This is a genomic window from Leptospira kirschneri serovar Cynopteri str. 3522 CT, from assembly GCF_000243695.2.
GTDB lineage: Bacteria > Spirochaetota > Leptospiria > Leptospirales > Leptospiraceae > Leptospira > Leptospira kirschneri.
The window spans coordinates 222,898-247,597 of sequence record NZ_AHMN02000005.1 but is presented as its reverse complement, the minus strand read 5'-3'; the positions used below and the strand labels follow the sequence as shown (position 1 = coordinate 247,597).

At 37.4% G+C, this 24,700-nt stretch carries 15 protein-coding genes and 1 pseudogene; 10 read left to right on the top strand and 6 right to left on the bottom strand.

What is annotated here, in order from left to right; genetic code table 11:
• Positions 1–301: 301 nt before the first annotated feature.
• Genes dnaK through hrcA form a run of 3 tightly spaced genes read right to left on the bottom strand, consistent with a single transcriptional unit; the run spans position 302 to position 3,950 of the window.
• A complete protein-coding gene (gene dnaK / locus LEP1GSC049_RS219145) occupies positions 302–2,242 on the bottom strand; it encodes a molecular chaperone DnaK (RefSeq protein WP_004754850.1) in 1,941 nt (646 codons plus the stop codon).
• Between the two features lie 33 nt (positions 2,243–2,275).
• Positions 2,276–2,908: a nucleotide exchange factor GrpE gene (grpE, locus tag LEP1GSC049_RS219150; protein WP_004753785.1), complete on the bottom strand. Its 633-nt coding sequence runs from the start codon at positions 2,906–2,908 to the stop codon at positions 2,276–2,278.
• A 13-nt stretch (positions 2,909–2,921) separates the two neighbouring features.
• On the bottom strand, positions 2,922–3,950 hold the full coding sequence (gene hrcA, locus LEP1GSC049_RS219155; RefSeq protein ID WP_004753530.1) for a heat-inducible transcriptional repressor HrcA: 1,029 nt from the start codon (positions 3,948–3,950) through the stop codon (positions 2,922–2,924).
• 860 nt (positions 3,951–4,810) lie between these two features.
• On the opposite strand from hrcA, the pseudogene LEP1GSC049_RS2000000227795 reads away from it, so the two are divergent.
• From LEP1GSC049_RS2000000227795 to LEP1GSC049_RS219165, 3 genes and pseudogenes are all read left to right on the top strand, one after another.
• Positions 4,811–5,001: pseudogene (locus LEP1GSC049_RS2000000227795) on the top strand (hypothetical protein).
• Positions 5,002–5,243: 242 nt separating this feature from the next.
• A complete protein-coding gene (locus LEP1GSC049_RS219160; RefSeq protein WP_004754491.1) occupies positions 5,244–7,052 on the top strand; it encodes a penicillin-binding protein in 1,809 nt (602 codons plus the stop codon).
• Between the two features lie 18 nt (positions 7,053–7,070).
• Complete coding sequence (locus tag LEP1GSC049_RS219165) at positions 7,071–9,143, top strand: motility associated factor glycosyltransferase family protein (protein ID WP_016560635.1); 2,073 nt, start codon at positions 7,071–7,073, stop codon at positions 9,141–9,143.
• Between the two features lie 409 nt (positions 9,144–9,552).
• Here LEP1GSC049_RS219165 and LEP1GSC049_RS219170 read toward each other — a convergent pair whose 3' ends face one another.
• A complete protein-coding gene (locus tag LEP1GSC049_RS219170; protein WP_004778132.1) occupies positions 9,553–11,187 on the bottom strand; it encodes an ABC-F family ATPase in 1,635 nt (544 codons plus the stop codon).
• A 100-nt stretch (positions 11,188–11,287) separates the two neighbouring features.
• Here LEP1GSC049_RS219170 and LEP1GSC049_RS219175 point away from each other — a divergent pair, with 100 nt between their 5' ends.
• The 4 genes from LEP1GSC049_RS219175 (at position 11,288) to LEP1GSC049_RS219185 (ending at position 17,981) form a co-directional block, all read left to right on the top strand.
• Positions 11,288–13,279, top strand: coding sequence for an OmpA family protein (locus LEP1GSC049_RS219175; RefSeq protein ID WP_016560572.1), 1,992 nt, complete (start codon positions 11,288–11,290; stop codon positions 13,277–13,279).
• Positions 13,280–14,356: 1,077 nt separating this feature from the next.
• The gene (locus tag LEP1GSC049_RS2000000227790) at positions 14,357–14,524 is read left to right on the top strand and encodes a hypothetical protein (RefSeq protein WP_232397958.1); all 168 of its coding nucleotides are present in this window, start codon (positions 14,357–14,359) and stop codon (positions 14,522–14,524) included.
• A 14-nt stretch (positions 14,525–14,538) separates the two neighbouring features.
• Positions 14,539–15,354, top strand: coding sequence for a DUF1835 domain-containing protein (locus LEP1GSC049_RS219180; protein WP_004754437.1), 816 nt, complete (start codon positions 14,539–14,541; stop codon positions 15,352–15,354).
• A gap of 224 nt (positions 15,355–15,578) precedes the next feature.
• Positions 15,579–17,981, top strand: a complete 2,403-nt coding sequence (locus tag LEP1GSC049_RS219185; protein ID WP_016560544.1) for a transglycosylase domain-containing protein — start codon at positions 15,579–15,581, stop codon at positions 17,979–17,981.
• Here the strand turns inward: LEP1GSC049_RS219185 and LEP1GSC049_RS219190 are convergent.
• The gene (locus LEP1GSC049_RS219190) at positions 17,959–19,512 is read right to left on the bottom strand and encodes an ABC transporter substrate-binding protein (protein WP_004778047.1); all 1,554 of its coding nucleotides are present in this window, start codon (positions 19,510–19,512) and stop codon (positions 17,959–17,961) included. The genes LEP1GSC049_RS219185 and LEP1GSC049_RS219190 overlap by 23 nt on opposite strands.
• Before the next feature lie 50 nt (positions 19,513–19,562).
• Between LEP1GSC049_RS219190 and LEP1GSC049_RS219195 the strand changes: the two genes are divergently transcribed.
• From LEP1GSC049_RS219195 to LEP1GSC049_RS219205, 3 genes are all read left to right on the top strand, one after another.
• On the top strand, positions 19,563–21,392 hold the full coding sequence (locus LEP1GSC049_RS219195; protein WP_004754744.1) for an ABC transporter ATP-binding protein: 1,830 nt from the start codon (positions 19,563–19,565) through the stop codon (positions 21,390–21,392).
• Positions 21,393–21,415: 23 nt separating this feature from the next.
• Entirely contained in the window at positions 21,416–22,459 is a 1,044-nt protein-coding gene (gene lpxK / locus LEP1GSC049_RS219200) for a tetraacyldisaccharide 4'-kinase (protein ID WP_004759487.1), read from the top strand.
• A 564-nt stretch (positions 22,460–23,023) separates the two neighbouring features.
• A complete protein-coding gene (locus LEP1GSC049_RS219205; protein WP_416036991.1) occupies positions 23,024–24,325 on the top strand; it encodes an outer membrane protein in 1,302 nt (433 codons plus the stop codon).
• Here LEP1GSC049_RS219205 and LEP1GSC049_RS219210 read toward each other — a convergent pair.
• The gene (locus LEP1GSC049_RS219210) at positions 24,307–24,627 is read right to left on the bottom strand and encodes a helix-hairpin-helix domain-containing protein (RefSeq protein ID WP_016560580.1); all 321 of its coding nucleotides are present in this window, start codon (positions 24,625–24,627) and stop codon (positions 24,307–24,309) included. The two genes, LEP1GSC049_RS219205 and LEP1GSC049_RS219210, sit on opposite strands and share 19 nt — an antisense overlap.
• Positions 24,628–24,700: the final 73 nt, after the last annotated feature.

Below are 24,700 nucleotides of genomic sequence, written 5' to 3'. Positions count from 1 at the left end.
TTTAAATTCTATTCCGTAAAATAAATTTCCAACATCAAGAACCACAGTTATCAAAGCCAAGATTTTGCAATCTACAATCGTTGTGTAGAAACGTTACACATACGTTTAAGTTTGATTGTAGAATTTAGTTCACAAGTGTGAGAATTCTCACAATGTTGAAATCTAAATTGACTCACAAAACGATAACTATGGATCCGATGGTTTTCCTTCATTTACGAACTAAACTTCAAAAAACTTGCACGTGCTTTTACGAATCGTTTCGAAAAACTCACGTGTCATGCTCTTTGTAATTGTTCCACGTTTACTTTTTCTCATCGTCCACTACGGTGTAATCCGCGTCGACGACCTTTTCTCCGTTATTGTTCGCAGAGTTGCCTTGATCGTTCGAACCGGGGCCGTTGGGACCTCCTGCAGAGGCTTGTTCTGCTCCCGGTGCACCTTGTGAATAAACTTTACCTGCAATATCGGTGGCGATTTTAGAAAGAGAAGCCTTTGCGGATTCTATTCTTGCTTTATCGTTACTTTCAATCGCTTCTCTTGCGCGTTTGATTTCGTCGGTTGCGAGTTGTTTTTCGTTCGCGCCGATTTTATCTCCCGCCTCGTTTACGGTTTTTTCCAAGGAATATGCAAGAGTATCTAACTCGTTCTTCGCTTCGATTACTTCTCTTTGAGCCTTGTCTGCAGCTGCGTGTGCTTCCGCATCTTTGACCATTTTTTGAATTTCGTCTTCGGATAATCCGGAAGAAGATTCGATTCGGATTTTTTGTTCCTTACCGGTTCCAAGGTCTTTTGCAGATACATGAACGATTCCGTTTGCATCTATGTCAAAGGTCACTTCGATTTGAGGAACTCCTCTAGGTGCGGGTGGAATTCCAATCAGATCAAAACGTCCAAGAGTTCTGTTTGCGGAAGCCATTTCTCTTTCACCTTGCAGAACGTGGATCGATACCGCGGATTGGTTATCCGCAGCAGTGGAGAACACTTGCGATTTTTTAGTAGGAATTGTAGTGTTTCTTTCGATCAACTTGGTCATCACTCCTCCAAGAGTTTCGATTCCAAGTGAAAGAGGGGTTACGTCCAAAAGAAGAACATCTGAAACTTCTCCCGCTAAGACCCCGCCTTGAATGGCCGCACCGATCGCAACCACTTCGTCCGGGTTTACGGATTTGTTCGGTTCTTTTCCGAAGATTTGTTTTACAAGTTCTTGAACCGCAGGAATCCGGATAGAACCACCAACTAAAATCACTTCATTAATGTCAGAAGCTTTTAGGCCCGCGTCACGAAGTGCGTTCTCGCAAGGAATACGAGTGCGATCCACAAGAGATTTTGTAAGTTGATCGAACTTAGCTCTAGTAAGAGTCATGTCCAAATGTTTCGGACCGGAAGCGTCCGCGGTGATAAAAGGAAGATTGATCTGAGTGGACATCGTTCCGGAAAGTTCAATTTTTGCTTTTTCAGCGGCTTCTTTTAGTCTTTGAACCGTATTTTTATCTGCGGAAATGTCGATTCCGGTTTGATTTTTAAATTCGGAAATCATCCACTCCATGATCGCCATGTCGAAGTCGTCTCCTCCAAGATGAGTATCCCCGTTTGTGGATTTTACTTCAAAGACGCCGTCCGCGAGTTCCAAGATGGAAATGTCAAACGTCCCACCTCCGAGATCGTAAACCGCAATTTTAGAATTTACATTTTTCTTATCAAAACCGTAAGCAAGAGCGGCCGCGGTCGGTTCGTTGATGATCCTTTCCACTTCCAAACCGGCGATTCTTCCAGCGTCTTTAGTCGCTTGACGTTGTTCGTCATTGAAGTAAGCCGGAACGGTAATTACCGCTTTGGTAACTTTTTGACCAAGATAATCTTCCGCGGTTTGTTTCATTTTCATAAGCACACGAGCAGAAATTTCTTGGGGAGTAAATTCTCCGGCGGAGGTTTCAAACTTAACTCCTTCGTTTCCGGAGCGAATGACTTTATAGGAAACGTGTTTCATTTCCGATTCGCATTCGTTCAACCTACGTCCTATAAAACGTTTTGCGGAGCGGATCGTGTTTACCGCGTTCGTAATCGCTTGGTTTTTTGCGAACTGACCGATTAGGGTTTCTCCTTTTGCGGTAAATGCTACGATCGAAGGAGTGGTTCTCGCTCCTTCTGAGTTTTGAATAACGACCGGGTCTCCACCTTCCATCACGGAAACGACCGAGTTAGTAGTTCCTAAATCGATACCTATAATCTTTTCTTTGGACATTTGTTTTCTCCTTTATATTTCCTGAGATTCTAATTATGATTTCGGTTTACCGATTCGAACCCTTGCAGGTCGAAGTGTAAACTTATCTTCGTTTTCCTTGTAGTAATAACCCGGTTGATAGACGTCTATTACGGTCTCTTCCGAGTATTGATCGCCTTCTTCCGAAGAAAGAGCTTCCATGGACATAGGATCGAACGGTTCTCCTTTTGGATCGAAGCGAATTACATTCGATTTTTCTAATACGGAATAAAATTCCTTTAAAATCATTGTAACTCCATCCACGAAAGGTTTTAATTCCTCCGAGTTGGTCTGAGTCGCGCCCACTCTTTCTAAGTTGTCAATTGGATTTAAAAAACCGCTTACAAGAGATTTGACCGCTTCCTTACGGATTGAAACGAATTCCTGAGCGGACCGACGTTTGAAATTTTGAAATTCAGCCCTTTCTCTTGCCCAAGAATCTTTCAAAGACTCTATCTCTTTTTTTGCGGATTCCAATTCTGTTTGTAACGGAGTTTCCGTTTCTTTCATTGACTCAGTTTGTGTCGTTTCAGTCGATTCTTCAGAATTCATACTTTCTAATTTACTTTCCTCTAATGTTTCTGATTGGGATTTTTTCCCGTTGGCCTTTACTTCTTCCGAAATTTTGTTGTTTGATGTTTCGGCCATATTGTATTCTCCCTTATTTACTAATGCGAGTCACCATCTCGGAGACAAGTTTTGACGTGAAGTCAACGAGCGGTAAGGCTCTGTTGTAATCCATTCTCTGAGGTCCTATAATTCCCAAGGCTCCGATCTTTTTTTCTCCCATCCTATAGTTCGAAGTGATGATAGAAACTCCGGACATACTTCTATCTCCGTCTTTTCCAATGATCGTGAATACCCCATCTTGGTCGATGTATTCGGAAAAAAATGCCTTTAAAAATCCTTGATCGTCCAGAAGAGAGAGGACTTGAGAAAGTTGTTGTTCTTCGTCTCTGAAATTCGCATAAAGATTTTTAAATCCATCTATATATAAAGTTACTTCGGAATTATCCGGTGTCATTGCGGAAGAAATCAGATCTGCGATTCTAGTAAAATCTTCCGGTCCGTCTTTTCGGATCGTCAATTTCGGAATGATTACATTCTGAATTTCGTATATATCGTAACCTTTGAGATTATCATTTAGATATTTAGAAACCTGATAAAGCGCTTCTTGAGAATAATTTTGATCCACGAAAATATTTCTGTGTAATACGGTTCCCGATCTCATTACGAGTATCATTAGAATTTCGTCTCCACGAACGTGTATGAGTTCTATATGTTTCAGAGTATCTAAATTTTTTGCGGGTCCGATTACAATTCCCGCGGCGTTCGATAAAGAGGAAAGTACCGAAGCGGTTGCCTTTAATATCTGATCGAGTTTAAATTGCATCTTCAGGTATTCTTGTTGGATTCTTTGTTTTTCTTTCAGAGTCAACTCGTATAAAATTACAAGAGAATCGACATAAAAACGATAACCTCTTTCTGTCGGAATTCTTCCACCCGAAGTATGTTTGGACGCAAGATAACCGAAGTCTTCTAAGTCCTTCAATACGGTTCGAATTGAAGCGGGTGATAGCCCTATATCGTGTTTATCAAAAAGTGTTTTAGAACCTACGGGCCGATTCTCTTGGATAAACTCGTCTACAAGTGCTTTTAGAATTCTTTTATGGCGTTCTGTTAAATCCATTGGTTTTGGCACTCTGAATGTTAGAGTGCTAATTTATACATTTAGTTTCTGAATTCCTTTTAAAAATGTCAAGGAAGAAAGTAATCTGATCCCATTTTGGATTTAAAATCCTATTTTTTTTAGCATTAAAAAGGGGAGAGTGCCGGAAAAATTCCGATAGAAGTGACATAATATTCTTATTTGGGTATTAAAGAGGGTAGTTTGGGTGAGATTTGTATGTGTTCCCACATTCAAAGTTTTACTGTGAAATCAAACGTGGGTTCAGCCAGATTCACTTTTCTGAAAAAACTTGGAATCTGAGTTTTGTAGATCTATTTCTAAAATGTGGGAACTACTGCATGCAAACCACGATTTTACGATAAAATTTTGTAACATGGACGTGGAAACTCTCACCATTAAGTTATAATGATAAATTAGCTGGCTATTTAGCGTGAATACGGTTAGTGCGAAAGGGATCGGTGAATGAACTCAGTAAAAACTCTCTCTACCATAACCAACCCCACAAATATTTAGATTTCAATATAGATCTGTCGGAATTACGACAAATCCTCTGTAAAACTGAGTTTCCAACGCGATTCAAGAAACTCAGCGAATGCCTCTCTAAGGATCGGCATTGAGGAAAGCGTTGTGCTTTAGTTTCTAATATTTTTTATAAAAAATCAGATTTCTATAAAACGAATCCACGTTACTCATAACTATATAATAAAGTACTTAATATAACGTGAGCAGGGCGTAACGCGAAAGGGATCGATGCGTTCGAAGTAACTAAAGCAAAACGCTCTCTCAAACTAAAGCGTCTCGCTTCTATTGGCGCTCGACGGATCGCGTTTTAAATTGAATCTAAAGACGATTGTTGTATTATGTTTCCTGTATGCAATTTATTCACCAGAGCTAAAGAGCCCGGCCGGCTGCCTGTGGCAAGCCGGATTCGCCCCGGTTTTCTTACGCCGAACTCACGTTAAAATATTGCATGGAATTAGTGTTTTGTGATAAATTAACGGTACTCAATTTTATAGAGATCAGTAATTGGAAGCATAAAAATAGTACCTAAAATTAACGGGGATTTTTTTTAAAAGAAACCTTCTCGAAATTGTGCTAAACCTAGAATCGTTGGCTTTTTTGTGTGAGATCCCACATTTTAAGTTTTGAAATAGACTTAAGAATAGAATTATTATCATGCGTCCGAGTAGATGCTCTATTATGTAGTTCTGAGTAATAATCTAAATGATTTCATTACAACTTTAAAACAGCTCTTTTCAAAATTTAAGTTTTGGCCGATCTTGTACAAAGAGAATGAATTCCCGTAAAACCAGACTCACGATTCTATTTTCTTTTCTTTGTATTTTATTTTGTGTACTAACCGGAAGAGTTATCTTCCTCACGTTTTGGAATGAACGAGAAGTGGTTCTAAAAACTGGAGATAGAATCATGAGAGGAGCGATCTACGATCGAAGAGGAATCGAACTCGCTATGACCGTGGATTCGGCAACGATCGGAATTTATCCAGCAAATATCTACGATCCAAATTTTACAGCAGTTCAATTGGCTCCTTACTTGGATATGTCTGCCGAAAAAATCGAAGCTATGATTCGAGAAAAGAGTCGTTATTTTCTTTTAAAGAGAGAAATCGACGAATCTCTTGGTAACAAAATTATGGATCTTGCACTTCCAGGTGTAAGAAGAGAAAAGGAATATAAACGAGTTTATCCACATGGCAATCTCGCTTCCAGTTTGATCGGTTTTACAGGAATGGACGACGACCGGGCACTTTCCGGTTTGGAAGTTCAATACAATCAAGACTTAATGACTCCAACTGAATCTGATTCGTCTAGAGGTAGTAATTTACATCTGACTATTGATGGTTTGATCCAGTATAAACTTGAAAAGGCTCTCGGAAAAAGATTCGAAGAAACCGGTTCTAAAAAAGCCATCGGAATTTTAATGGAGATCAATACCGGAAAGATTCTTGCATCTGCTTCCTTTCCTGCATTCGATCCAAATCAATATAACGAATCGGGAGAAGATTCCCATACAAATTGGGCGATTCGTCACGTCTACGAACCGGGTTCTACGATGAAAATTTTTTTGGCATCCGTACTATTCAATGAAAATCTAATACGTTCGGACGAGAAGTTTCACTGTCCCGGATATGTGGAACTTGGAAAAACAAAAATCAAATGTACGGAAGCTCACGGACATTTGAACTTAGAGGAAATCCTTCAATATTCCTGCAACGTTGGAATCATCAAGGCTTCTCAAAAAATCCCGGAAACATTACTTTATGATTATATGAAGAAGTTTCAATTTGGAGAAAAAACAGGATTTCTACCGAACGAATCCGCGGGTTATTTTCCTCCTTTGAAAAAATGGACTCCCGCTACTTCTATGTTTATGGCGATCGGTCAAGGAATTTCGGTGACACCGATTCAATTGGTTGCTTCGGCGGCTTCCGTTGTCAATGGAGGAAGGATGTTAACTCCTAGAGTGGTTTCTCATTTCAGCGATTCTTACGGAGAAATTCTTCACGAGTTTAAAACTCAAGAAACTCCGATTGGAATTAGAGACTACACTACGGAAAAAATTCTCAGAGCGATGACTAGAGTGGTTCAATCCGGAACCGGAAAAAACGCTTACATTCAGGAATATTCGATCGCTGGCAAAACTGGAACCGGTCAAAAAGCCGTCTCCGGAAAGGGTTATGTGGAAGGTTTGTGGTCCGCTTCTTTTTTAGGATTTTTTCCGGCGGAACGACCTAAGATTGTGGGTTTGATTCTTTTTGACGAACCGAAAGGTGGAACTCATTCCGGAGGAGGGTTGGCCGCTCCGGTTTTTAAAGAAGTTGTGGAAAATATCATTCCAATTATTGAACAAGGAGAACGAACCTTAAACGTTTCTCTCAAACGTTTTCAAAGGAAGAACATAAAGGAGACTAATGTTGATGGGATTCCGGATCTAATTGGAAAAAGCAAACGAGAAGTTTTAGAAATAGTAAGACCTCTCGGAATTTCGGTTAAATTTCATGGAAGCGGATTTTGTTACGAGCAGGAACCCGCTCCTGGAAAAAAGACCGGAGATAGAAGACTTAATTTATATTTCAAATAAATAGTATATTCTAAAATTATGATCTATTCGACTTCGTCGGTTCTTGAAAAAAACTTAAAAAGTTTATCCATTGTTTTCCCTTTGATACGGGAAAAAATTCTTAAATCGATTGCAACTTCTTCTTCGAATGTATCCCAGTTAGAAGGAACTGACACTTCAGCTTCTCCGGTATTTTCCATTTCTCAGGTTTCAACTTTTAGTTCTTCTCTAGAAATCAAAACTTCCAAAACCGGACATCCCGTTTTAATTGCAGAAGGTATCGCGCTTCACAGTTTAATGGATCCGATCACTGAATCCAAACGTCTTCTGGAAGGTTTAAAAAAAGAGGATGAGGAAAGAGTTTTTCTTTTTTTTGGTGCCGGAATCGGTTATGTAGTTCAAGAAAGTTTAAAGTTTAAGAATGTAACTGCCGTTTGGATGGAAGTTGTTCCTGAAGTTTTACGTTATGCGCTTTCTATTTTTGATTACTCAGATTTTTTAGAATCCGGTAGACTTAGGATTTTATTGTCTCCTATTTTAGAAGAAGATCTTTATTCCGCTTTTAGAGGGATTTCGGGTTTTCCGATCAGTTTTATTCCGCATCGAGGAAGTAATCGATGGAAAAAAGATTCATACGAAGAACTACGTTTTATCTCTGAAAGTTTTTTCCATAAAAAGGACGTAAATATTTCCACTTTAACTCGTTTTGAAAAGATCTGGACTCGGAATTTTATTTCCAATCTTCCTCAACTTACATCGATGCAGCCGATACGTTCTTTATTCGGAATTTGTAAAGGTAAGGCGGACATTCTCGTTTGTGGGGCCGGACCTTCTTTGATTCTTTCTTTGAATGATATTAAAACTTATAAAAAGAATTTGATTTTAATCGCTGTGGATACCGCGTTGATGGTTCTTTGGAATTTTGGAATTGATCCGGATCTGGTTTTTTCTGTCGATCCTCAGGTTCTTAATACGAAATATTTGGAAGGTTATAACGGCAATGCTAAGATCGTTTTCGATCCTACTTCTTCGTATCATTCTTTGAGACTACCCGGTGAATTTAAAAACGGTTTTTTTACTTCTTCTCCGTTTCCTTTGATTCGAATTCTTTCTTCTAAACCAGAAGAAGAAATTGGAGTTGTGGATTTTGGAGGATCTGTTTCGACTAACGCTGTCAGTCTTGCGGAAAAGATGAAAGCAAGGAATATTCTTCTTGTGGGTCAGGATCTTTCTTTTCCAAATAAACTTGCACATTGTAAGGGTGCCGTTTTAGAAGAGAGACTTAATCATGTAGAATCCAGAAAACTGAGAAGGGAATATCATAATCATAAACAGATGACCGCTCTTCCCGTAAAAAAAGCGGTTTCGATTCGAGGTGGAGAAATTAGGACTAATGAAAAACTTCTTATTTTCAAAAAATGGTTCGAGGAACATCCTAAAAAAAGCCCTTGGTTCAATTTCGGAAAAGACGGAGTTGTTTTAGATGGAATTCCTAATATGGACTTTTCAAAATACATTCAAGAAAATGAATGTGATTTGAAGTTTGTGGAATCGATCCGGAACCAAATTCTTTTTATCTCCGAAAAAGAACGACTCGAATCTGATTTTTTAAACTATAAATCCCATTTCTCACAAGCGTATGTTAGCGAAACAAATTCATTTTCAAAAAACGAAGACGATGTTGCACAAAACTTTTCCCGATTTATATCGAAGAAAAAAATTCTTTCCGAATTGAATGTGTTATCTGATCAATTAAAGGGTTTTATTGAAAAAGTAACTCAAGGTAGAATTCTTTCGGAGCGTCTGTATTTTCAAGTAAAAGAAGAAAACCGTTTTAAAGATCAGATTCTGAAAAATTTAAAAGAGATGGACCGTATTGATGAAGAAGTTTCTTCCCGTAAAGGACTTACTGAAATTTTAGGTTTAAGTATTCAAAGAACCGTTTTGATGATCACGGAGGGTTATGAAGGTGGTTTGACTTTGGAAGAAAAGAAAAATGAAAGATTAGGAATCGCTAAAAAAAGTTTTCTTTTGTATCAAGGGTTGGAAGAAGCTTGTAAACTTCATTCTAAGTTAATTTTAAAAACGATCAAACGTATGAAGTTCGACTAAAATTAGATTTTATTGATCCTTGGTTCTTATACAATAATCTGCTCGATCGAACCACGAGAATATTCAAATTTTTTTATTTTTCAGTTTGATTGGAAATTATGAAAACTTCTATAAAATCCAGAAAGAATGATCTTACAGATTTTTATAGAATTAAGTAATTTAACGTGAGTTCGCGTAAGAAATCGAGGCGAATCCGGCTTGCCACAGGTACCTGGACCGGGCTCCTTAGCCTGGTCAATAAATTGCATGTAGAAAACGTAATATAAAATATCGTCTTTGTTTTAATATAAAACGCTTTTTACGAAAGCATTGAAACTAAAGCAAAACGCTTTTTACGAAAGCGTTGAAACTCAGCAAAACGCTTTTTACGAAAGCGTTTTAGGTAGTTCGACAGTTTTGGGACAGATTCTTAAGTCTCAGCTAAAACGGGACCACCGGATAAACGTTTATAAAACTCAGCCCCTTCTCTTTCTAAAAAGTCTTCATAAGTTCCTTTAAAATCACGGATTCCTTCAGTGGAAACCTCGATCACACGGGTCGCGAGTGAAGACACGAATTCTCTATCATGAGAAACGAATATTACAGTTCCTTCAAATATGGAAAGCGCATAGTTCAGAGCTTCTATCGTCTCCAAATCCAAATGGTTTGTAGGTTCGTCCAGGGCCAAAAGGTTATCTCCGGAAATGATCATCCTTCCGATGATCAGTCTGGATTTTTCTCCTCCAGAAAGTACATTCGTTGGTTTTTTGGCCATATCCCCACTGAACAACATTCTTCCTAATATCGCCCTGATTTCCTCCATCTCGGTTCCTGGATCGGCGTATCTGTAAAGCCAGTCCACAAGTGTATCAGCATCTTCTAATATACCTTCTCTATGATCCTGTGGAAAAATGGAAGAAGTGACCGAATCTCCCATCGCCACCTTTCCTGTATCCGGTTCAATCTGTTTCATCAACGTTTTTAAAAGAGTGGTCTTTCCGACGCCGTTAGTTCCAATGATTGCAATCTTCTCACCTTTAGTAATGTTGATCGTAAAATCCTTGAAAATGGGTCTATCATAAGACTTGGAAATATTTTCTGCTAGGATCACGTCCTTTCCGAGTGTCTTTTTCATCTTAAAACGAATATAAGGTGAAACCCTGGAAGAGGGTTTAACGTCGTCTAACTTGATTTTTTCTATCTGTTTTTGTCTGGAAGTAGCTTGTTTAGACTTACTCGCGTTTGCACTAAATCGATTTACGAAATCTTGTAGTTCGGCGATCTTTTCTTTCTTACGTTTGTTTTCGTCTAACAAACGTTCGCGGGCCATCGTGGAAGCTTCCATAAAGTCATCGTAGTTGCCCGGATAAACTGTCAATGATTGATAATCTAAATCCGCAATATGAGTCGCTATCGAATTGATAAAGTGACGGTCGTGAGAAATTACGATCACTACTCCGCGATAGTTGGTTAAAAACTCCTCTAACCAATGAATGGTCTTAATATCCAAGTGGTTGGTAGGTTCGTCCAAAAGAAGTATATCCGGTTTTTGAAATAATACCTGAGCCAAAAGAACCCTGAGTTTAAATCCTCCCGTTAAATATGCGAGAGTTTGAGTATGACTTGATGTAGGAATTCCTAATCCTTCTAACAATTCCCCTGCGGTACTTTCCGCTTCGTATCCGCCTAGTTCTCCGTATTTTTCTTCTAACTCGGAAACTCTGATTCCATCTTCATCGGACATCTCAGGTTTAGAATAGATCGCATCTCTTTCTTGAGAAACTTCCCAAAGTTCTTTGTCTCCCATGATGACCGTATTCAAAACGGTTTCGTTTTCATACTCGTAGTGATCTTGTTTTAAGTATCCTAGTTTTAAACCCGCGTCTATAGAAATAGAACCGCTCGCCGCTTGTTCCATTCCAGCGAGAATTTTCATAAACGTGGATTTACCAGAACCGTTTGCTCCGATCAATCCGTATCTGCAATTTTCCTTAAACTTTACGGTAACATTCTCAAAAAGTATCTTTTTACCAAAGTTTAGAGTCAATCCGGAAGTGCTGATCATTTAGGATACCTGCCTGATGACCATGATTTTCAAAATAGGGTTTTTTGCCAATAAAAAGTAGAATTAAGTACTTTTGAAATTCTACCGAAGTTGAAAACGTATGCGTATCTTACAAACTCTGCTGACCTTGATCTTAAGCCTTTTGCTTTTCTCCGGTCTTCAGTCTGAGGATAAAAATTCTTCCTCAAAAAAACTAAGTGACTCCGCTTCTTGGATTCCTAAAGAGAATTTTACTCAACTCGCATCACAAAGAGAAAAATTAAAAAACGTTTCTCATAACGAAACATTCAAACTAGAGATTGGCTATAAATTATTAACTGGAAAAATTCTTCAGTTCGGAAAATTACTCAATTCTGAAAACGCATACGTCCCCATCGAGTCCAACGAAATCACTTCCGAACTTTCTCTACTTAACGACAAGACCGTAAGAATTTTATGCAGTATGAAAGGTTCGACCTGCAACCCTATACGTTATGGAATTTATCCCTTTTTGGATTCTAAAGAAATCAAACCTTGGACGATCAAAAAAATTCCTGATTACGTAAATCATAATATTTTTGCATTCAATCCCACAGTTTCTCCGGACGGTAAATATCTTTTTTGGACCGCTTATGTCAAACGAGGTAAATCCGGAACTCAAAAGATTTGGTATTCTAAACTAGACGAAAAGGGTCTTTGGGAAGATGGCAAGGAGATGAGCGCTCCTTTAAATAATGAAATGCCTTCCGCTGTTATCTCTGCACTCCCTGGCGGTAACGAACTTTTCGTCTTTGGGACGTTTGGCGAAAAAGAACTTTTAGACGAACTCAGTAAAAATTTCGAAACGAAGGTTGACTTGGCCGCTCGTTCTTCTAAAAATTCAAACGAATATAGAAAAAAAATAGAAGAACTGAGAGCGGAATATGACGAAAAAACGAAACAAATTTCAAGCAGGGTTCCTCTTTATAAAAGTTTTAGAGAAAAAGATTCCTGGTCTAAACCGAGTATATTAAAATTTCCTGATTTTTATAATCTTTATAGAAAAAGAAACGATTCAAGCCAAGAAATTTTCGGTGGATCCACTCTTTCTTCTTCCGGGAGAATTTTAATCTATTCTTCTCAACACAAGGACTCTAAAGGAAGATTGGATCTTTATGTCAGCAAAATGTTAAACGACGGATCTTTTCCTTTAGGAACAAACTTAGGAGAAGTGATCAACACAACTCATGAAGAGATGGCTCCTTTTTTAGCAAGCGATGATAGAACCCTTTATTTTTCCAGCGACGGTCATAAGGGACTTTCTATTTATATGACAAAAAGAATCGGAGAAGGTTGGGATCAGTGGACCAAACCTGTGGAAGTCTCCGAAAATCTAAAAGGTGTGAATTTCTTTTCCATTCCCGCAAATAGCGACTGGGCTTATATCAGCAAAGACGGCCGATTGTTTATGGCTTATCTTCCTAAAGAAATGCGTCCCGAAAAGGTTGTGGTTGTAAACGGTAAGGTTTTAGATACGGATGGTAATCCTCTTTCCGCTGACATACATTATGAATCTTTAAAGTCTCACGAGAAGATCGGTAGTGCCAAAAGCGATCCGTCTAACGGTAATTTTTCGATCATTCTCCCCTTCGGTGAAAATTACGGTTTTTACGCCCAAAAAAAAGGTTATCTGCCAGTATCACAAAATTTGAATCTAACCTCTAAAAAGAAATTCTCCGAAAAAGTGGAAGTAATTTTACAACTTCCTCCGATCCGGGATAGAGGTTCCATTCAAATCAATAATTTATTTTTTGAATCCAAGAGTTTTCAGATCGCCCCGGAATCCGCTCCAGAACTGGATCGTCTCGCGGAAATCGTAAAGGAAAATCCAGATATTGAAATTCAGATAGAAGGTCATACTGACAACGTTGGTAAAAAAAAGGATAATCTAATTCTTTCCGAAAAAAGAGCGGCGGCGGTCGCAGAATATCTTTTTCAAAAACATTCTATTTCTAAGGCAAGAATCCAAACCAAAGGTTTTGGGGACAGCGTTCCTTTGAGTAAAAATGATTCCGAAGAAGCACGTAAAAAAAATAGAAGGGTCAATTTTACCATTCTGAAGAAAAGTAAGTAAAACTTTTCTATATTTTAGATATTTAATAGAGTTGTTGAAAAATTCCATAGTGGCGATTCGTAAAATTGCTTCAATTGTCCATTCCAATCAGATCAAGAATTAATTTTCCAACAACTCTATAATTCAAAATACGAAACACAGTGGTTTTCATAATTACGTCTCTTTAGATAGTTATAAATTTCTAATTCTATTCTTTCTTTAACTATATTATAGATTTTTAAAAGCCGATCATTTATAATGAAAACGCTTCTGCGAACCTGTTTCTCCCGATCAATCACGAACCTTTCGCACCCTTGTATTGATTCTCTGTTTGGCGATTGAACGGTTTCGCTTAGTATTTGTTCAGCATGGCAAAAGTAGGTTCGCAATTATTATGTCTATAAAAGCCAATAAAGCTTTTATAATATATAATTTTTCTACCTATCAAGCCGCTGTTCTTTCTCTTCTTTAAAAGGAGAGTGGATTGAAACCTATCTTGCTCATCCGGAAAATACTTTGTCACCAGTTCTTTCTCTTCTTTAAAAGGAGAGTGGATTGAAACCATTTTCGAATTCTTCCATAACTGCATTTTGGAAGGGTTCTTTCTCTTCTTTAAAAGGAGAGAAAGGACAAATTGAAGCCAATCTAGAATAAAGTTGTTGAAAAATGAATTCTTGATCTGTTTCTATTTCATGGAAACGAGCAATTGAAATAGTTTTGTTAAACGCCACTATGGAATTTTTTTCAACAACTATAATTTTGAAAAAGTTGGGATCTGGACTTTGTAGATCGATTCTTTAAATGTAGGAACTACTGCAAAATTTCGTTCGGAAAAGTATGATTTAAAATCGCAAAAAAGATAAAAAGAGACGTAATCTGTAGGAACTACCACAATTTAAAAAATAGAAGTTTATAACTTATCGTATTCAAGTGTGGAACTACTGGTAAATCCACGATTTGTATGAGTTCCCACATTTTTGAGACCAGAAATAGGAAAGGTTTAGTAGCTTCTATCCTCTGGACGCGAAATCGATACGAGGGAACTTTAGCAGAACGTTCTCTCAAATAAAAGACGAGATATTGTATTAGGTTTCTTTTATGAAATTTATTGACTGGAGCCAAAAGCACGGTCCTGCAAAGCCGGATTCGCCTAAACTTTCTTACGCAGAATTCGCATTATTTAGTGTAGACTATCGGATTGGATACTTTATTATGCAGCTCAGATCAGTGCGTAAAAATTCCCTTCTAACTCTTATAATACAATGACTCACCCCTAAAACATGAAAAAAACAGAATATTCAGAAATTCAAATTTCTTTTTCCGAAACAACTACCTACGATTTAAAACGACTCAATCAGAAAGTAACCACATTTTGTTGGGATGATCTTTCCATAGGTCCTATTTATCAAATCAATACGGAAGTTGGGCAACAAAAGAGACAACAATGGCTTTTTAAAAATATAAGTTCCGATTATTATAAGGAAGAAGATTATTTTTCAGACTTTACGCAATGTTTGAAAGAAATCGATTCTATTCCTAAAGATTTACCAATGACTATATGGAAAGGAGATTGTGCAGGGGATCATCTTGGATTTTGTTTTATACTTTCATTATTAGAAGGACAAAACCAAATCCGCGTCATTCACGCTTCGAAAGTTTACAAAGAATTGTTCCATAAAGAATACGAAGTTTTCAGAACGGGACAATTATCACTTGAAGAAATTTCAAAAATTTACGAAAAGTCAAAAGAAATTCCATTTTTAACGGATCTTGAAAAAACAGATTTAAAAAAAGAATGGGAAACGTTTTTAAACAGTACAAATTTACTTCGAATTCGGAAAGGAGATCGAGTCGTTTCAGCCGAAGAAAATCATTTGGATTCATTTATAATCGAATGTGCAAAAAAATTAGATGCTCAAAACTCTTTTTGTGATGCGATTCGATTGATTGGAACAGCCCTAGGTAATTACGAACAACTGATACAAGACAGATTTTGGGAATATCGCCTGCGAGTCCTAATAACACAAGGTATATTTAAAATGGAAGGTTCGTTAGAGTCTTATTTTACATACAAGGTTAAACTAGTTATAGGATAACTTTGATCTGCATTCCCCAAGTTTTACTTTGTTTTATCAAATGTGTAAATTCAACAATTCATCTTGCTAGGACCAACTCTGTTCCGATTTAGGACGAGTTTTTTACTTTAAATAGTCTTTTGATCCGCTTCAAAATTAAACGGAAAAGATTTCTAATACTTTACAAAGATCGTATCGTTTCTATTGTCTTTCTCTAAGATCCAAATGGATAATAAGAGGAAACGATGACATCCGGTAATGAGAAAGTGTTCAATCCAATCCAAAAAAGTTTTATAAAGATTCTCCATTTTTCAAAAAATCATTGGAGAAAAATTTTACGTTATGCGATCATTGTAACGATTTCGGTCACTTCTTTTTTAATCGGCGGTTCTTATGTGGTTTGGTTATCCAAAAAAGATGAAGTCGTTTCCAATCTAGATAAGTTTAAAAACGAGGTCACAAATTATTACGAAGTCAGCCAGATTCGTCCAATTCGAATTTTAGATAGAAACGGTAAATTGATCGGAGAATTTTCCAGAAGAAAATTTAAACCGATTCGCACGGACAATCTCACCGAACACGGGAACATCATCTGGGCGCTTCTTTCTTCCGAAGATAGGGAATTTTACAACCATCACGGAATCAATTACACCGCCCTTCTAAGAGCAATCTTTATCAATTTGACCACATTTCAAAAACAAGGTGGTTCCACGATCACTCAACAACTTGCAAAACTTACCTTGGATCTGGGAGCACGAAACATATTTAACAAAATTACGGAATTCTACTGTACTTTTTATCTCGAAAGCCAGTTCGATAAGAACACGATTCTTTCCATGTATCTCAATCGAATCTTTTTAGGAGAAGGGAACACCGGAGTAGAAGAAGCGAGCCGTTATTATTTCAACAAGGCCGCTACGGAACTGACTCCGGAAGAAGCGGCTATGCTCGTGGGTATCATTCCGGCTCCTTCCAATTATAACCCGGTTCGAAGTTTAAAAACCGCTTTGAAAAGACAAAAGCTCGTTTTGGCTCCGATGGCACAAAATCAACATCTACATCCCAATCCCTCAAACATCGATAAAAATTTCCCTCGTAAGATAGATTCGAATCTGAAAAAATTCAAATCCTTCTACAATGTGGAAATCACTAAAGACGGCGAAAAAGAATTTTATTCTTCTGATATTGCTAGATACGGTTTCGATAAAGACTTCACCGTAAATCTTGCGCCCGATTTTAATTATGGAATTCGTCAGCATATTTTAGATACGTTCTCCGAAATAGACATTGAAACGAGAGGAATGAACGTTTATACAACTCTGGACTATGATAAACAAGAAGCTGCTGAAAAATCTTTAAGAGAAGGTATCGAATCTGTTCGCAAAAAGCTGAATGAAACAAAAGCTTTCTACTCTAAAAAAGGAAATTCTGAGGAAACAAGAATCCAACAATCGATCATAGACAATATGAACGGTTCCTTGATTTCAATCAATCCGGGAAACGGTTATATAGAAGCGATGGTAGGCAGTTACAAAATTTCTAATATATTTAGGCTGAATAGAGCCGTTTCGGCGCTCAGACAGCCGGGTTCTACGATCAAGGCTTTGGTCTACGCAATCGCTTTCGAAAATAGAATTATAACTCCCTCTTCTATGGTAATGGATGAAACAATTAACATCCGAGGTTATTCTCCTAAAAATTGGTATAAAGGTTACAAGGGAGAAGTTACAGCAAGAATCGCTTTCGCACAATCGATCAACACAATCGCGGTCAAATTGTTAAACGAATTCGGTGTGAATGAATTTTTAGAAAAAATTTCAATGATCTTAGACATAGACAAGTCGACTCTTGAAAAAAGATTTCAACCCAACCTTTCTTTGGCGTTAGGTTCGGGGGAATTGTCTCCTATGGAACTCGCTTTGATTTACGCAACGATTGCAAACGGAGGCAAAAAAGTTTCTCCGATTCAAATTCTTAGAATTACGGATTTTGAAGGTAGCGAAATGTTCTCCGCTCCTCTCAAAGATCTGAATGAAGCGGTTCAGATTTTAGATCCTGTTGCCTGCGCAGAAACGATCAATCTTTTAGAAGCGGTGTTAAGCGAACAAGGAACGATGAAGCTCAAACTGAAAGGGGAAGATTCTTTTCCTATGGGAGGCAAAACCGGAACAGTACAATCTCCCAAAGAAGCCCGTAAAAAATGGGGAACGCGCAAAGGAGTGAGAGACGCTTGGTTTGCGGGAATCAATCCAGATTTAGTCACAACCGTTTGGATCGGAAATGACGTGGGGGCTCCGTTTGAAGGTTCCGGTTCCGCGATCAGCGGAAACATCTGGTTTCGTTACGTAAATTATATCGCAAAGAATATAGGATTTTCGGATACGCTGATCAAACCGTTTAACGGCGATTTTGTGCAGGTGGACGTCTGCGGAGAAACCGGTTTACAATTACATTCCTCCGTTCCTTGTATGTATCCTTTGTACGGTCAATATTATTACATCGGAGAACAACCAACTGGGTCTACGATTCCGGAAACTACTACAATACAAGAACCCGGAACTACCACAAACTTTCCTCAAGCAGAAGACGGAGACGGGGATTCCGTAGAACTAGAACTTCCGGAAACTACAGATAATCCTCCAAATTAGAATAACGTTTTGCTTTTTCGGATATTAGAAAAACCTCATACGGTGACCAGAGAAAGATCCAAGGATTTTCTCTGAGAAGTATCCTCAAAGCCTGGGTCGTTTCCGAGTTCAAGGAATCGGAATTTCTAACTTTGGAAAGTAAATTTTCAAGTTCCCGATTTTCATAGTGCGCCCTGTTTCCGCCGTTTCCCTTGTCTCTGCCGGAAAATAAGGGATCTATAAAGTTCCAAGCTCCCGGTAAATCTGCGTACCAAAAAAGTAACGTTAGATCTCCTTTTCCTTCTGAATTTTCTTTATAAAGGGTCGTTTTTTCCATAGGATGAATTTTAACCTTTAGTCCTAGTTTGTTCAAAAAACTAACCAAAGCCAAACCGTTCGCGTTATTCTCCTCGTCTCCTCTCATTCTAAAATCGATTTCCCTTTCTAAAATTTTCGGATAACAAGAAGATTTTTTCAGATATTCATTCGCTTTCTCTTGAGAATGACTTTGGATCGAAAGAATTTCCGGATTTTCCTCTACAATCTTTCGAATTTCAGATGGTCCGACAGTCCCCGAAGGAACCGGACCGAAGGTTAAATCCGCATTGCCTTCTAATAGTTTTCGGATTACGAGATCAGCATCTACGGAAGTATTTAAGGCTTTTCTAAAGTTCAAATCGAAACAAGGTTCGTTCGCATTGATCGCTATGTATTGAATACCTCCCCCTTTTCTAAACCGAAGATCCTCTTTTTGAATATGAGGATTTTTTAATAAGAAGTTAGGGATACGCATCAGATCCATTTTTCCCTTGGAAAAAAGAAACACACCCGTGGAAGCGGAAGCCAAAATTCTCAAACGGATCTTTTTGGGAAGGTTTTCGTTTACATAAGGATTTTTTTCTAGAAGTATATAATTATTTTTTTTCCATTCTCTCAGAATATATTTTCCGGCCTTAGGAATCTCTAATACATTCTTTTTTTCTAATGTTTCAAACGATTCAGGTTCCAATGTTTTGGAATCTGCGGTTTTGCAACAAACGATTCCGGCAGGTGGCAAGGAAAGTAAATCCACCGCCTGCCTAAGTCCACCCGTAATTTTTAGTTCTATTTCTTTTTCCGAAAGAACGTTGATTTCTTTAATAAAAGAGTATTGGTTTTTTTTAGGACCAGGAGTATTCACCAAACGATCCAAAGATTCTTGAACCTGTTCCGCTTTTAATTCTTCTCCATTAGACAAAGTATATGTTCTAAGCTTGAGTCTAAGAGAACGAATTTTTCCGGCGCCTACCAATTGAAACGATTCCACAAGTTGATAGTTAGGTTTACCGTTCTGCACTTTTTGGAATAAAAACGGATATAAAAATTTTCCGAGAGTGCGAGAAGATAAATCGGTAGAGAAAAGCGGATCCAAACTGATCGGGTCAGATGGAATGGAGAGAATTAATTCTTCAGGATCTTCCTCTCTAGATTTACAACCGGAAAAAAGAAGGGACAAAACGAGGATTCCTGCAAAAAAGGTTAGATAAGTATTCAAAAGACTAAACCCGTCCAATGAACATATATAAACGGCTCCTAAAGTATTCCTTCAAGTACAAATATAGATTGACTTTGGGAATCGTACTGTCCTTCCTCGTTTCGATTTTAAACGGAGCCTCTCTTACTTCTTTGATTCCTATCTTTGATTCTTTAGGAACAGGAGAAAAAACGAACTTCGAAATTTCTCTGACTAAAAAGGATAAAATACTTTTACAACGTTTAGAAGAAAAAGAACCTTTTACAAGTGTTGAATCCATTGAACTCAAACTCGCTCAGTGGAAGATACAACTCAACTCTTCTCTAAAGAAGATGAGCCACGACGAACTTGTTCTACTTTTTTGTTTTATCGTTTTCCCCGTTTATCTTTTAAAACTAATCTTTCTAGCCGCCGCGGTGTATTGTATCAACTCGGCGGGTTATCTAGCGATTCGAGATCTTAGATTGGAATTGTACACAAAAGCTCAGATTCTTCCTCTCAATCATTTCGTACAAGAAAAAACGGGAATTCTGATGAGTAGAATCATCAATGACGTAGAAGTTCTAGGAAAATTGATTAGCTCGGACTTGAAGGACGCGATCACTGATTTTTTTTATATCGTCACACATTTACTTCTTCTTCTTTATTTAAGTTGGAAGATGTTTCTTGCGGTTTTTATAATCGTTCCGATCGTGATGGGTCCGGTATCCGCGTTTGCCGACAAAATTCGCAGAGCAACACGCAATCAACAGGAACGTCTTTCTTTGTTAAACGGACATCTTCAGGAAGTAATCTCCGGAATCAGAGTGATCCGCGCCTTTTCCATGGAAAAAACGGAAGCAAAAAGATTCTGGGAATTTAACCAAGACCTTTCGGACAAAACCTTCAAAGGACATTTTTATCACCAGGTGGGTCCTTCGTTAACCGAGTTGTTTAGCTCGATTGTAGCCGTGATCTTTTTAAGTTTCGGCGCTTATTTAATGGAAGACGGAACATTCTCCCGTGGTATGTTTATGGCCTTCTTTTTAACGCTGATTTTTTTAATGCGACCTTTTAAACAGATGAGCATGCTCTCCAATTCGATCCAAAGCGCAATCTCGGCGGGGGATCGGGTGTTCGAGTTATTGGATCAGGAAACGGATATTAGAAATCCGGCAAATCCCAAGTTCCTTAAAAAAATGGAAACAGGATTATCATTTAACAACGTCACTTATATGTATCCCGGTGCCAAAAATCCTGCCATTCAAGAAATCAATTTAGAGATCCCCAAAGGAGAAACAATCGCATTGGTGGGAGCCTCCGGAGCTGGCAAATCCACGTTAGTTGATCTTGTGCCTAGATTGATAGATCCTCAGGAAGGTAAGGTTCTCATAGACGGAATTGATATTCGAGATCTAGATCTAAGTAATCTTAGAAAAAAAATCGGAATCGTATCTCAACAAGTCTTTTTGTTTAACGGAAGCATTCGAGAAAATATCTGCTACGGAAATCAAAACGTAACTGAAGAACAACTTCGAACCGCTTGCGAACAGGCTTTTGCGATGGAATTTATTTTATCATTCGAAGAGGGTCTAGACACGATCGTGGGCGAAAGAGGAGTCATGCTTTCCGGAGGTCAAAGACAAAGGATTGCGATCGCACGTGCCTTATTACTCAATCCTGAAATTTTGATTTTGGACGAAGCGACATCCGCACTTGACACAGAATCGGAAAGATTAGTACAAGAAGCCTTAGAGTCTCTTTATAAAAACAGAACCGTGATCATCATTGCGCATAGACTTTCTACGGTACAAATCGCAAACCGTATTTTTACGATGGAAGACGGAAAGATTGTAGAATCCGGAACTCATATGGAATTACTTCAACTGGACGGGAAATATAAAAAACTTTACGACATACAATTTTCGGAAAACGCATAACTAAAGAGAATCTTAATATTCTTATGAACTCTTTTTCTACTCTATCTATATTACAAATTATACTTTTTCCAATTTTATATATATTTTCTTTTTTATATAGAGGTCTTTTTTTACTCGATCAGAAACTTACAAAAAAGAAAAAACTTCCGGGCGCTTTTGTAATTAGTGTTGGAAACCTTTCCATGGGAGGAACCGGAAAAACTCCGTTTTCCATTTTTCTTGCAAAACTAATTCATAAAAAATTTCCAGATCATAAAATCATCATCTTATCCCGAGGTTACGGCGCTAAAGGTTCTCGACGAGGACATCGTGTAGGACAACATTCAACTCCGATGGAGGCAGGGGACGAACCTCTTCTATTAAAAAAACATCTTCCGTTTGCTGAAGTTTGGATTGGAAAAGACAGGTATTCTTCTTATATTCACTTTAGAGAAGAGTTAAAGATACAAGAAAATTCGATCGTAATTTTAGACGACGGTTTTCAACATCACGTTTTAGAAAAAGATGTCGATCTTGTTTTATTGGACTCGAGTAAAATTTCTAAAGAACGTTTTTTAATTCCTGCGGGAAATTTGAGAGAACCTATCTCTTCTTTAACAAAAGCCGACCAGATCGTATTTTCTAAATATGAACCTTCCGTCGAAAGGATCGTTCAAAATATTCAAAATCAATTTTCCAAAGAAATCCTTCGTTTTATTTTGGAACCGGATAAACTTTTATCTCCTAATTTAGAATCTGATTCTCCTAAAATATTATCCGGTAAAAAAGTATATGCGTTTACTGGAATCGGAAATCCAGAAGTTTTTTTTTCGATGATCCGTAAGTTTCAACCGCTAAAGTTAGAAACGAGAACCTTTCGAGATCACTATTCTTATACGATAGAAGATGAAAACGTTTTCAACTCGATCGCAAAAAATTTCGACTTCCTAGTTTGTACTGAAAAAGATCTAGTTAAAATTTCTAATCCGCCAAAGAAATTAAGAATTCTTCTTTTAAAAAGTAAGTTAGATAAAGAAGAAAAATTAATCTCTTTTATACAAAAGAAAATCTCTTCAAAAATATTCTAATTTTTTAAACATATTCATAAATTATAATACATAAGAAAACTATATTCGGCAGGTTCCAAGAACAGAACTGGCAAATTCTCTTCCTCCGAAAAGTAGCAGCAATCAATATTGAAAAAGATATAATAGAATTGTTGAAAAATGGATTCTCATCTGTTTCCGTTCCATTGAAACGAACAGTTGAAGCAGTTTTGCCAATCTTCACTATGGAATTTTTTGAAAACTATAATACTACTGATCTCTATCAAATTGAGTATCATAAACTCTGTGACAAATACGTAGTTGAACGCCAAATATTGATGCCTGTTATATAGTTATAAGTAAAAGTATTATAAAAATTGATTCTTTATTTTAAAACTCTGTTAGACGATAGAAATTGTCTCTATTCTATCCTCACGGTTATAAAAAAGTGACTCATCATTTTTCATAAATCATCTGTAAAATCAAAAAAAACGAAAAGTTTTAAGCTCTTTTTCGTTAAAATTCATTTTAAGAAAACTAAATCGTATTGCAGGATTCAAACAATGTGTTATGATTCCCGATACCTTATTTGTAAAAATAAATTTTATGAAAAAATTTATTTCTTATTCGATCATAATATTTCTAACCACAACGGTTTCACTTCAAAGCGAAACCGTTCTTTTAAAATCCGGAAAAAAAATTGAAGGAAATATACTAAACCAAGATAAAGAAACGGTCACGTTTAGGCTTTCAGACGGAACCACAAAAGTTTTTCAGAAATCGAACATTCAAAAAATATCTTTTTCGAAAATCACGGAGCCTATTTCTAAAAAAGAAGAAACTAAAAATAAAGAGGAAGAAAAAAAGAGAAAATCAAAAGAACTCGCCGAGTTAGCCGAAAAACGAAAATCCAAATTAGAAAATTCTAAAAAAAGAGAACAAGAACTGATTGATTCAAAAAGACATTATCTGGATGTTTCTTTTGGAATTGGAGATGGCACCGAACAATCAGAGTTGAGACCTTTTTACCAAACCATTCAATATGCCGGTTTGGCCTTTAGCAGTTCGGGGCAGGCGGAAATCCTCACCAATCCTTATAAAACACCTAACAGTGGTTCTACGACTCGACTTCGATATGCTTGGAATCGGTTAACGTTAGAACTACGAGGAACGGAAGCAAAACGAAATATAGACGTAAACGGATTTCAGACTCTTGCATTCGGAACTAGTTCCGAATCAGAATCTTCCGGAGAAAGAACGGTTAATGCTATCTTAGGAGAGATGAACACTAAATTTCAAAAAGTTTCTTCTCGTGTCGGTTTTACTCCTTATCCACATCCGACTTTAGATTTGCAAATTCTGGGAGGAATCGAAAGAATCTGGACTAGAACCAGTCAAGAAGTAGATAGTATCGGTCAAAAAACTGGGAGTGGAATCGATCCGAGTCGTATTAGCTTTCGCGAATATTCTAGTCATCACAAGGGATATAGTCTTGGAATCGGATTTGAATGGAATTTTTTGAAACGATTTACACTACAAGGTCAAATTCTCCATCTAGATATGAAAAGCCCTTCTTCTTTTAGAAATAATGAATATAGAATAGATAGTTCTAATCAAATGCTCAGCTTAAATCAATTCGGTTTGGATTACCGATGGAAATCCGTTGGAACCGAAATCAATCTTAGGTTTTCCACAAAGTTAAAAGGAAACTGGAGTTTGTTCTTAGAAACGAGCAACATGAATTTAAAGAACACACTTCAAAACGGTTATATCACCGAAAACGAAGGAGATCCTGATCAACTTGCATTGAAAATTTTCGGCCCGAAAATTTTGATTCCTATGTTATACGAATCTAAAACAATTTTAACTTATGTTCAAGTCGGAGTTAATTATCGTTTGGATTTTTGATTTCTTTCGGTATCTTTCCAATTCCACCACTTTAGCTTTTCTGAATTTGGCTTTTTAGTATTTAAGGAATAATGAACACAACGGAATACATAGAGCATACATCGATCCACATATCCTCCGTGTAACTTACAACAACGGACATACAATTCTTCCGGATCTGCTATCCGGATTTCTTCCAAACTTTTAAAACCTAAATTCCAATAATCCATCGAGACAGATTTACCTACTCCGGGCAAAGTCTGAAATTTTTTTAGTATATCGATTTGTTCCGTATTTTTTTTAGAATATTCTTTTTTACTCATATATATTATTACTGATGCCTATAAAATTGAGTACCGTTAATTTTATCACAAAATACTGATTCTATGCAAAATA

Coding starts and splice junctions, on each gene's coding strand:
- LEP1GSC049_RS219205 (WP_416036991.1), top strand. CDS start 23,024: ATGAAAAAATTTATTTCTTATTCGATCATAATATTTCTAACCACAACG.
- LEP1GSC049_RS219160 (WP_004754491.1), top strand. CDS start 5,244: ATGAATTCCCGTAAAACCAGACTCACGATTCTATTTTCTTTTCTTTGT.
- LEP1GSC049_RS219175 (WP_016560572.1), top strand. CDS start 11,288: ATGCGTATCTTACAAACTCTGCTGACCTTGATCTTAAGCCTTTTGCTT.
- LEP1GSC049_RS219180 (WP_004754437.1), top strand. CDS start 14,539: ATGAAAAAAACAGAATATTCAGAAATTCAAATTTCTTTTTCCGAAACA.
- LEP1GSC049_RS219165 (WP_016560635.1), top strand. CDS start 7,071: ATGATCTATTCGACTTCGTCGGTTCTTGAAAAAAACTTAAAAAGTTTA.
- LEP1GSC049_RS2000000227790 (WP_232397958.1), top strand. CDS start 14,357: ATGAAATTTATTGACTGGAGCCAAAAGCACGGTCCTGCAAAGCCGGAT.
- LEP1GSC049_RS219210 (WP_016560580.1), bottom strand. CDS start 24,627: ATGAGTAAAAAAGAATATTCTAAAAAAAATACGGAACAAATCGATATA.
- grpE (WP_004753785.1), bottom strand. CDS start 2,908: ATGGCCGAAACATCAAACAACAAAATTTCGGAAGAAGTAAAGGCCAAC.
- hrcA (WP_004753530.1), bottom strand. CDS start 3,950: ATGGATTTAACAGAACGCCATAAAAGAATTCTAAAAGCACTTGTAGAC.
- lpxK (WP_004759487.1), top strand. CDS start 21,416: ATGAACTCTTTTTCTACTCTATCTATATTACAAATTATACTTTTTCCA.
- dnaK (WP_004754850.1), bottom strand. CDS start 2,242: ATGTCCAAAGAAAAGATTATAGGTATCGATTTAGGAACTACTAACTCG.
- LEP1GSC049_RS219170 (WP_004778132.1), bottom strand. CDS start 11,187: ATGATCAGCACTTCCGGATTGACTCTAAACTTTGGTAAAAAGATACTT.
- LEP1GSC049_RS219185 (WP_016560544.1), top strand. CDS start 15,579: ATGACATCCGGTAATGAGAAAGTGTTCAATCCAATCCAAAAAAGTTTT.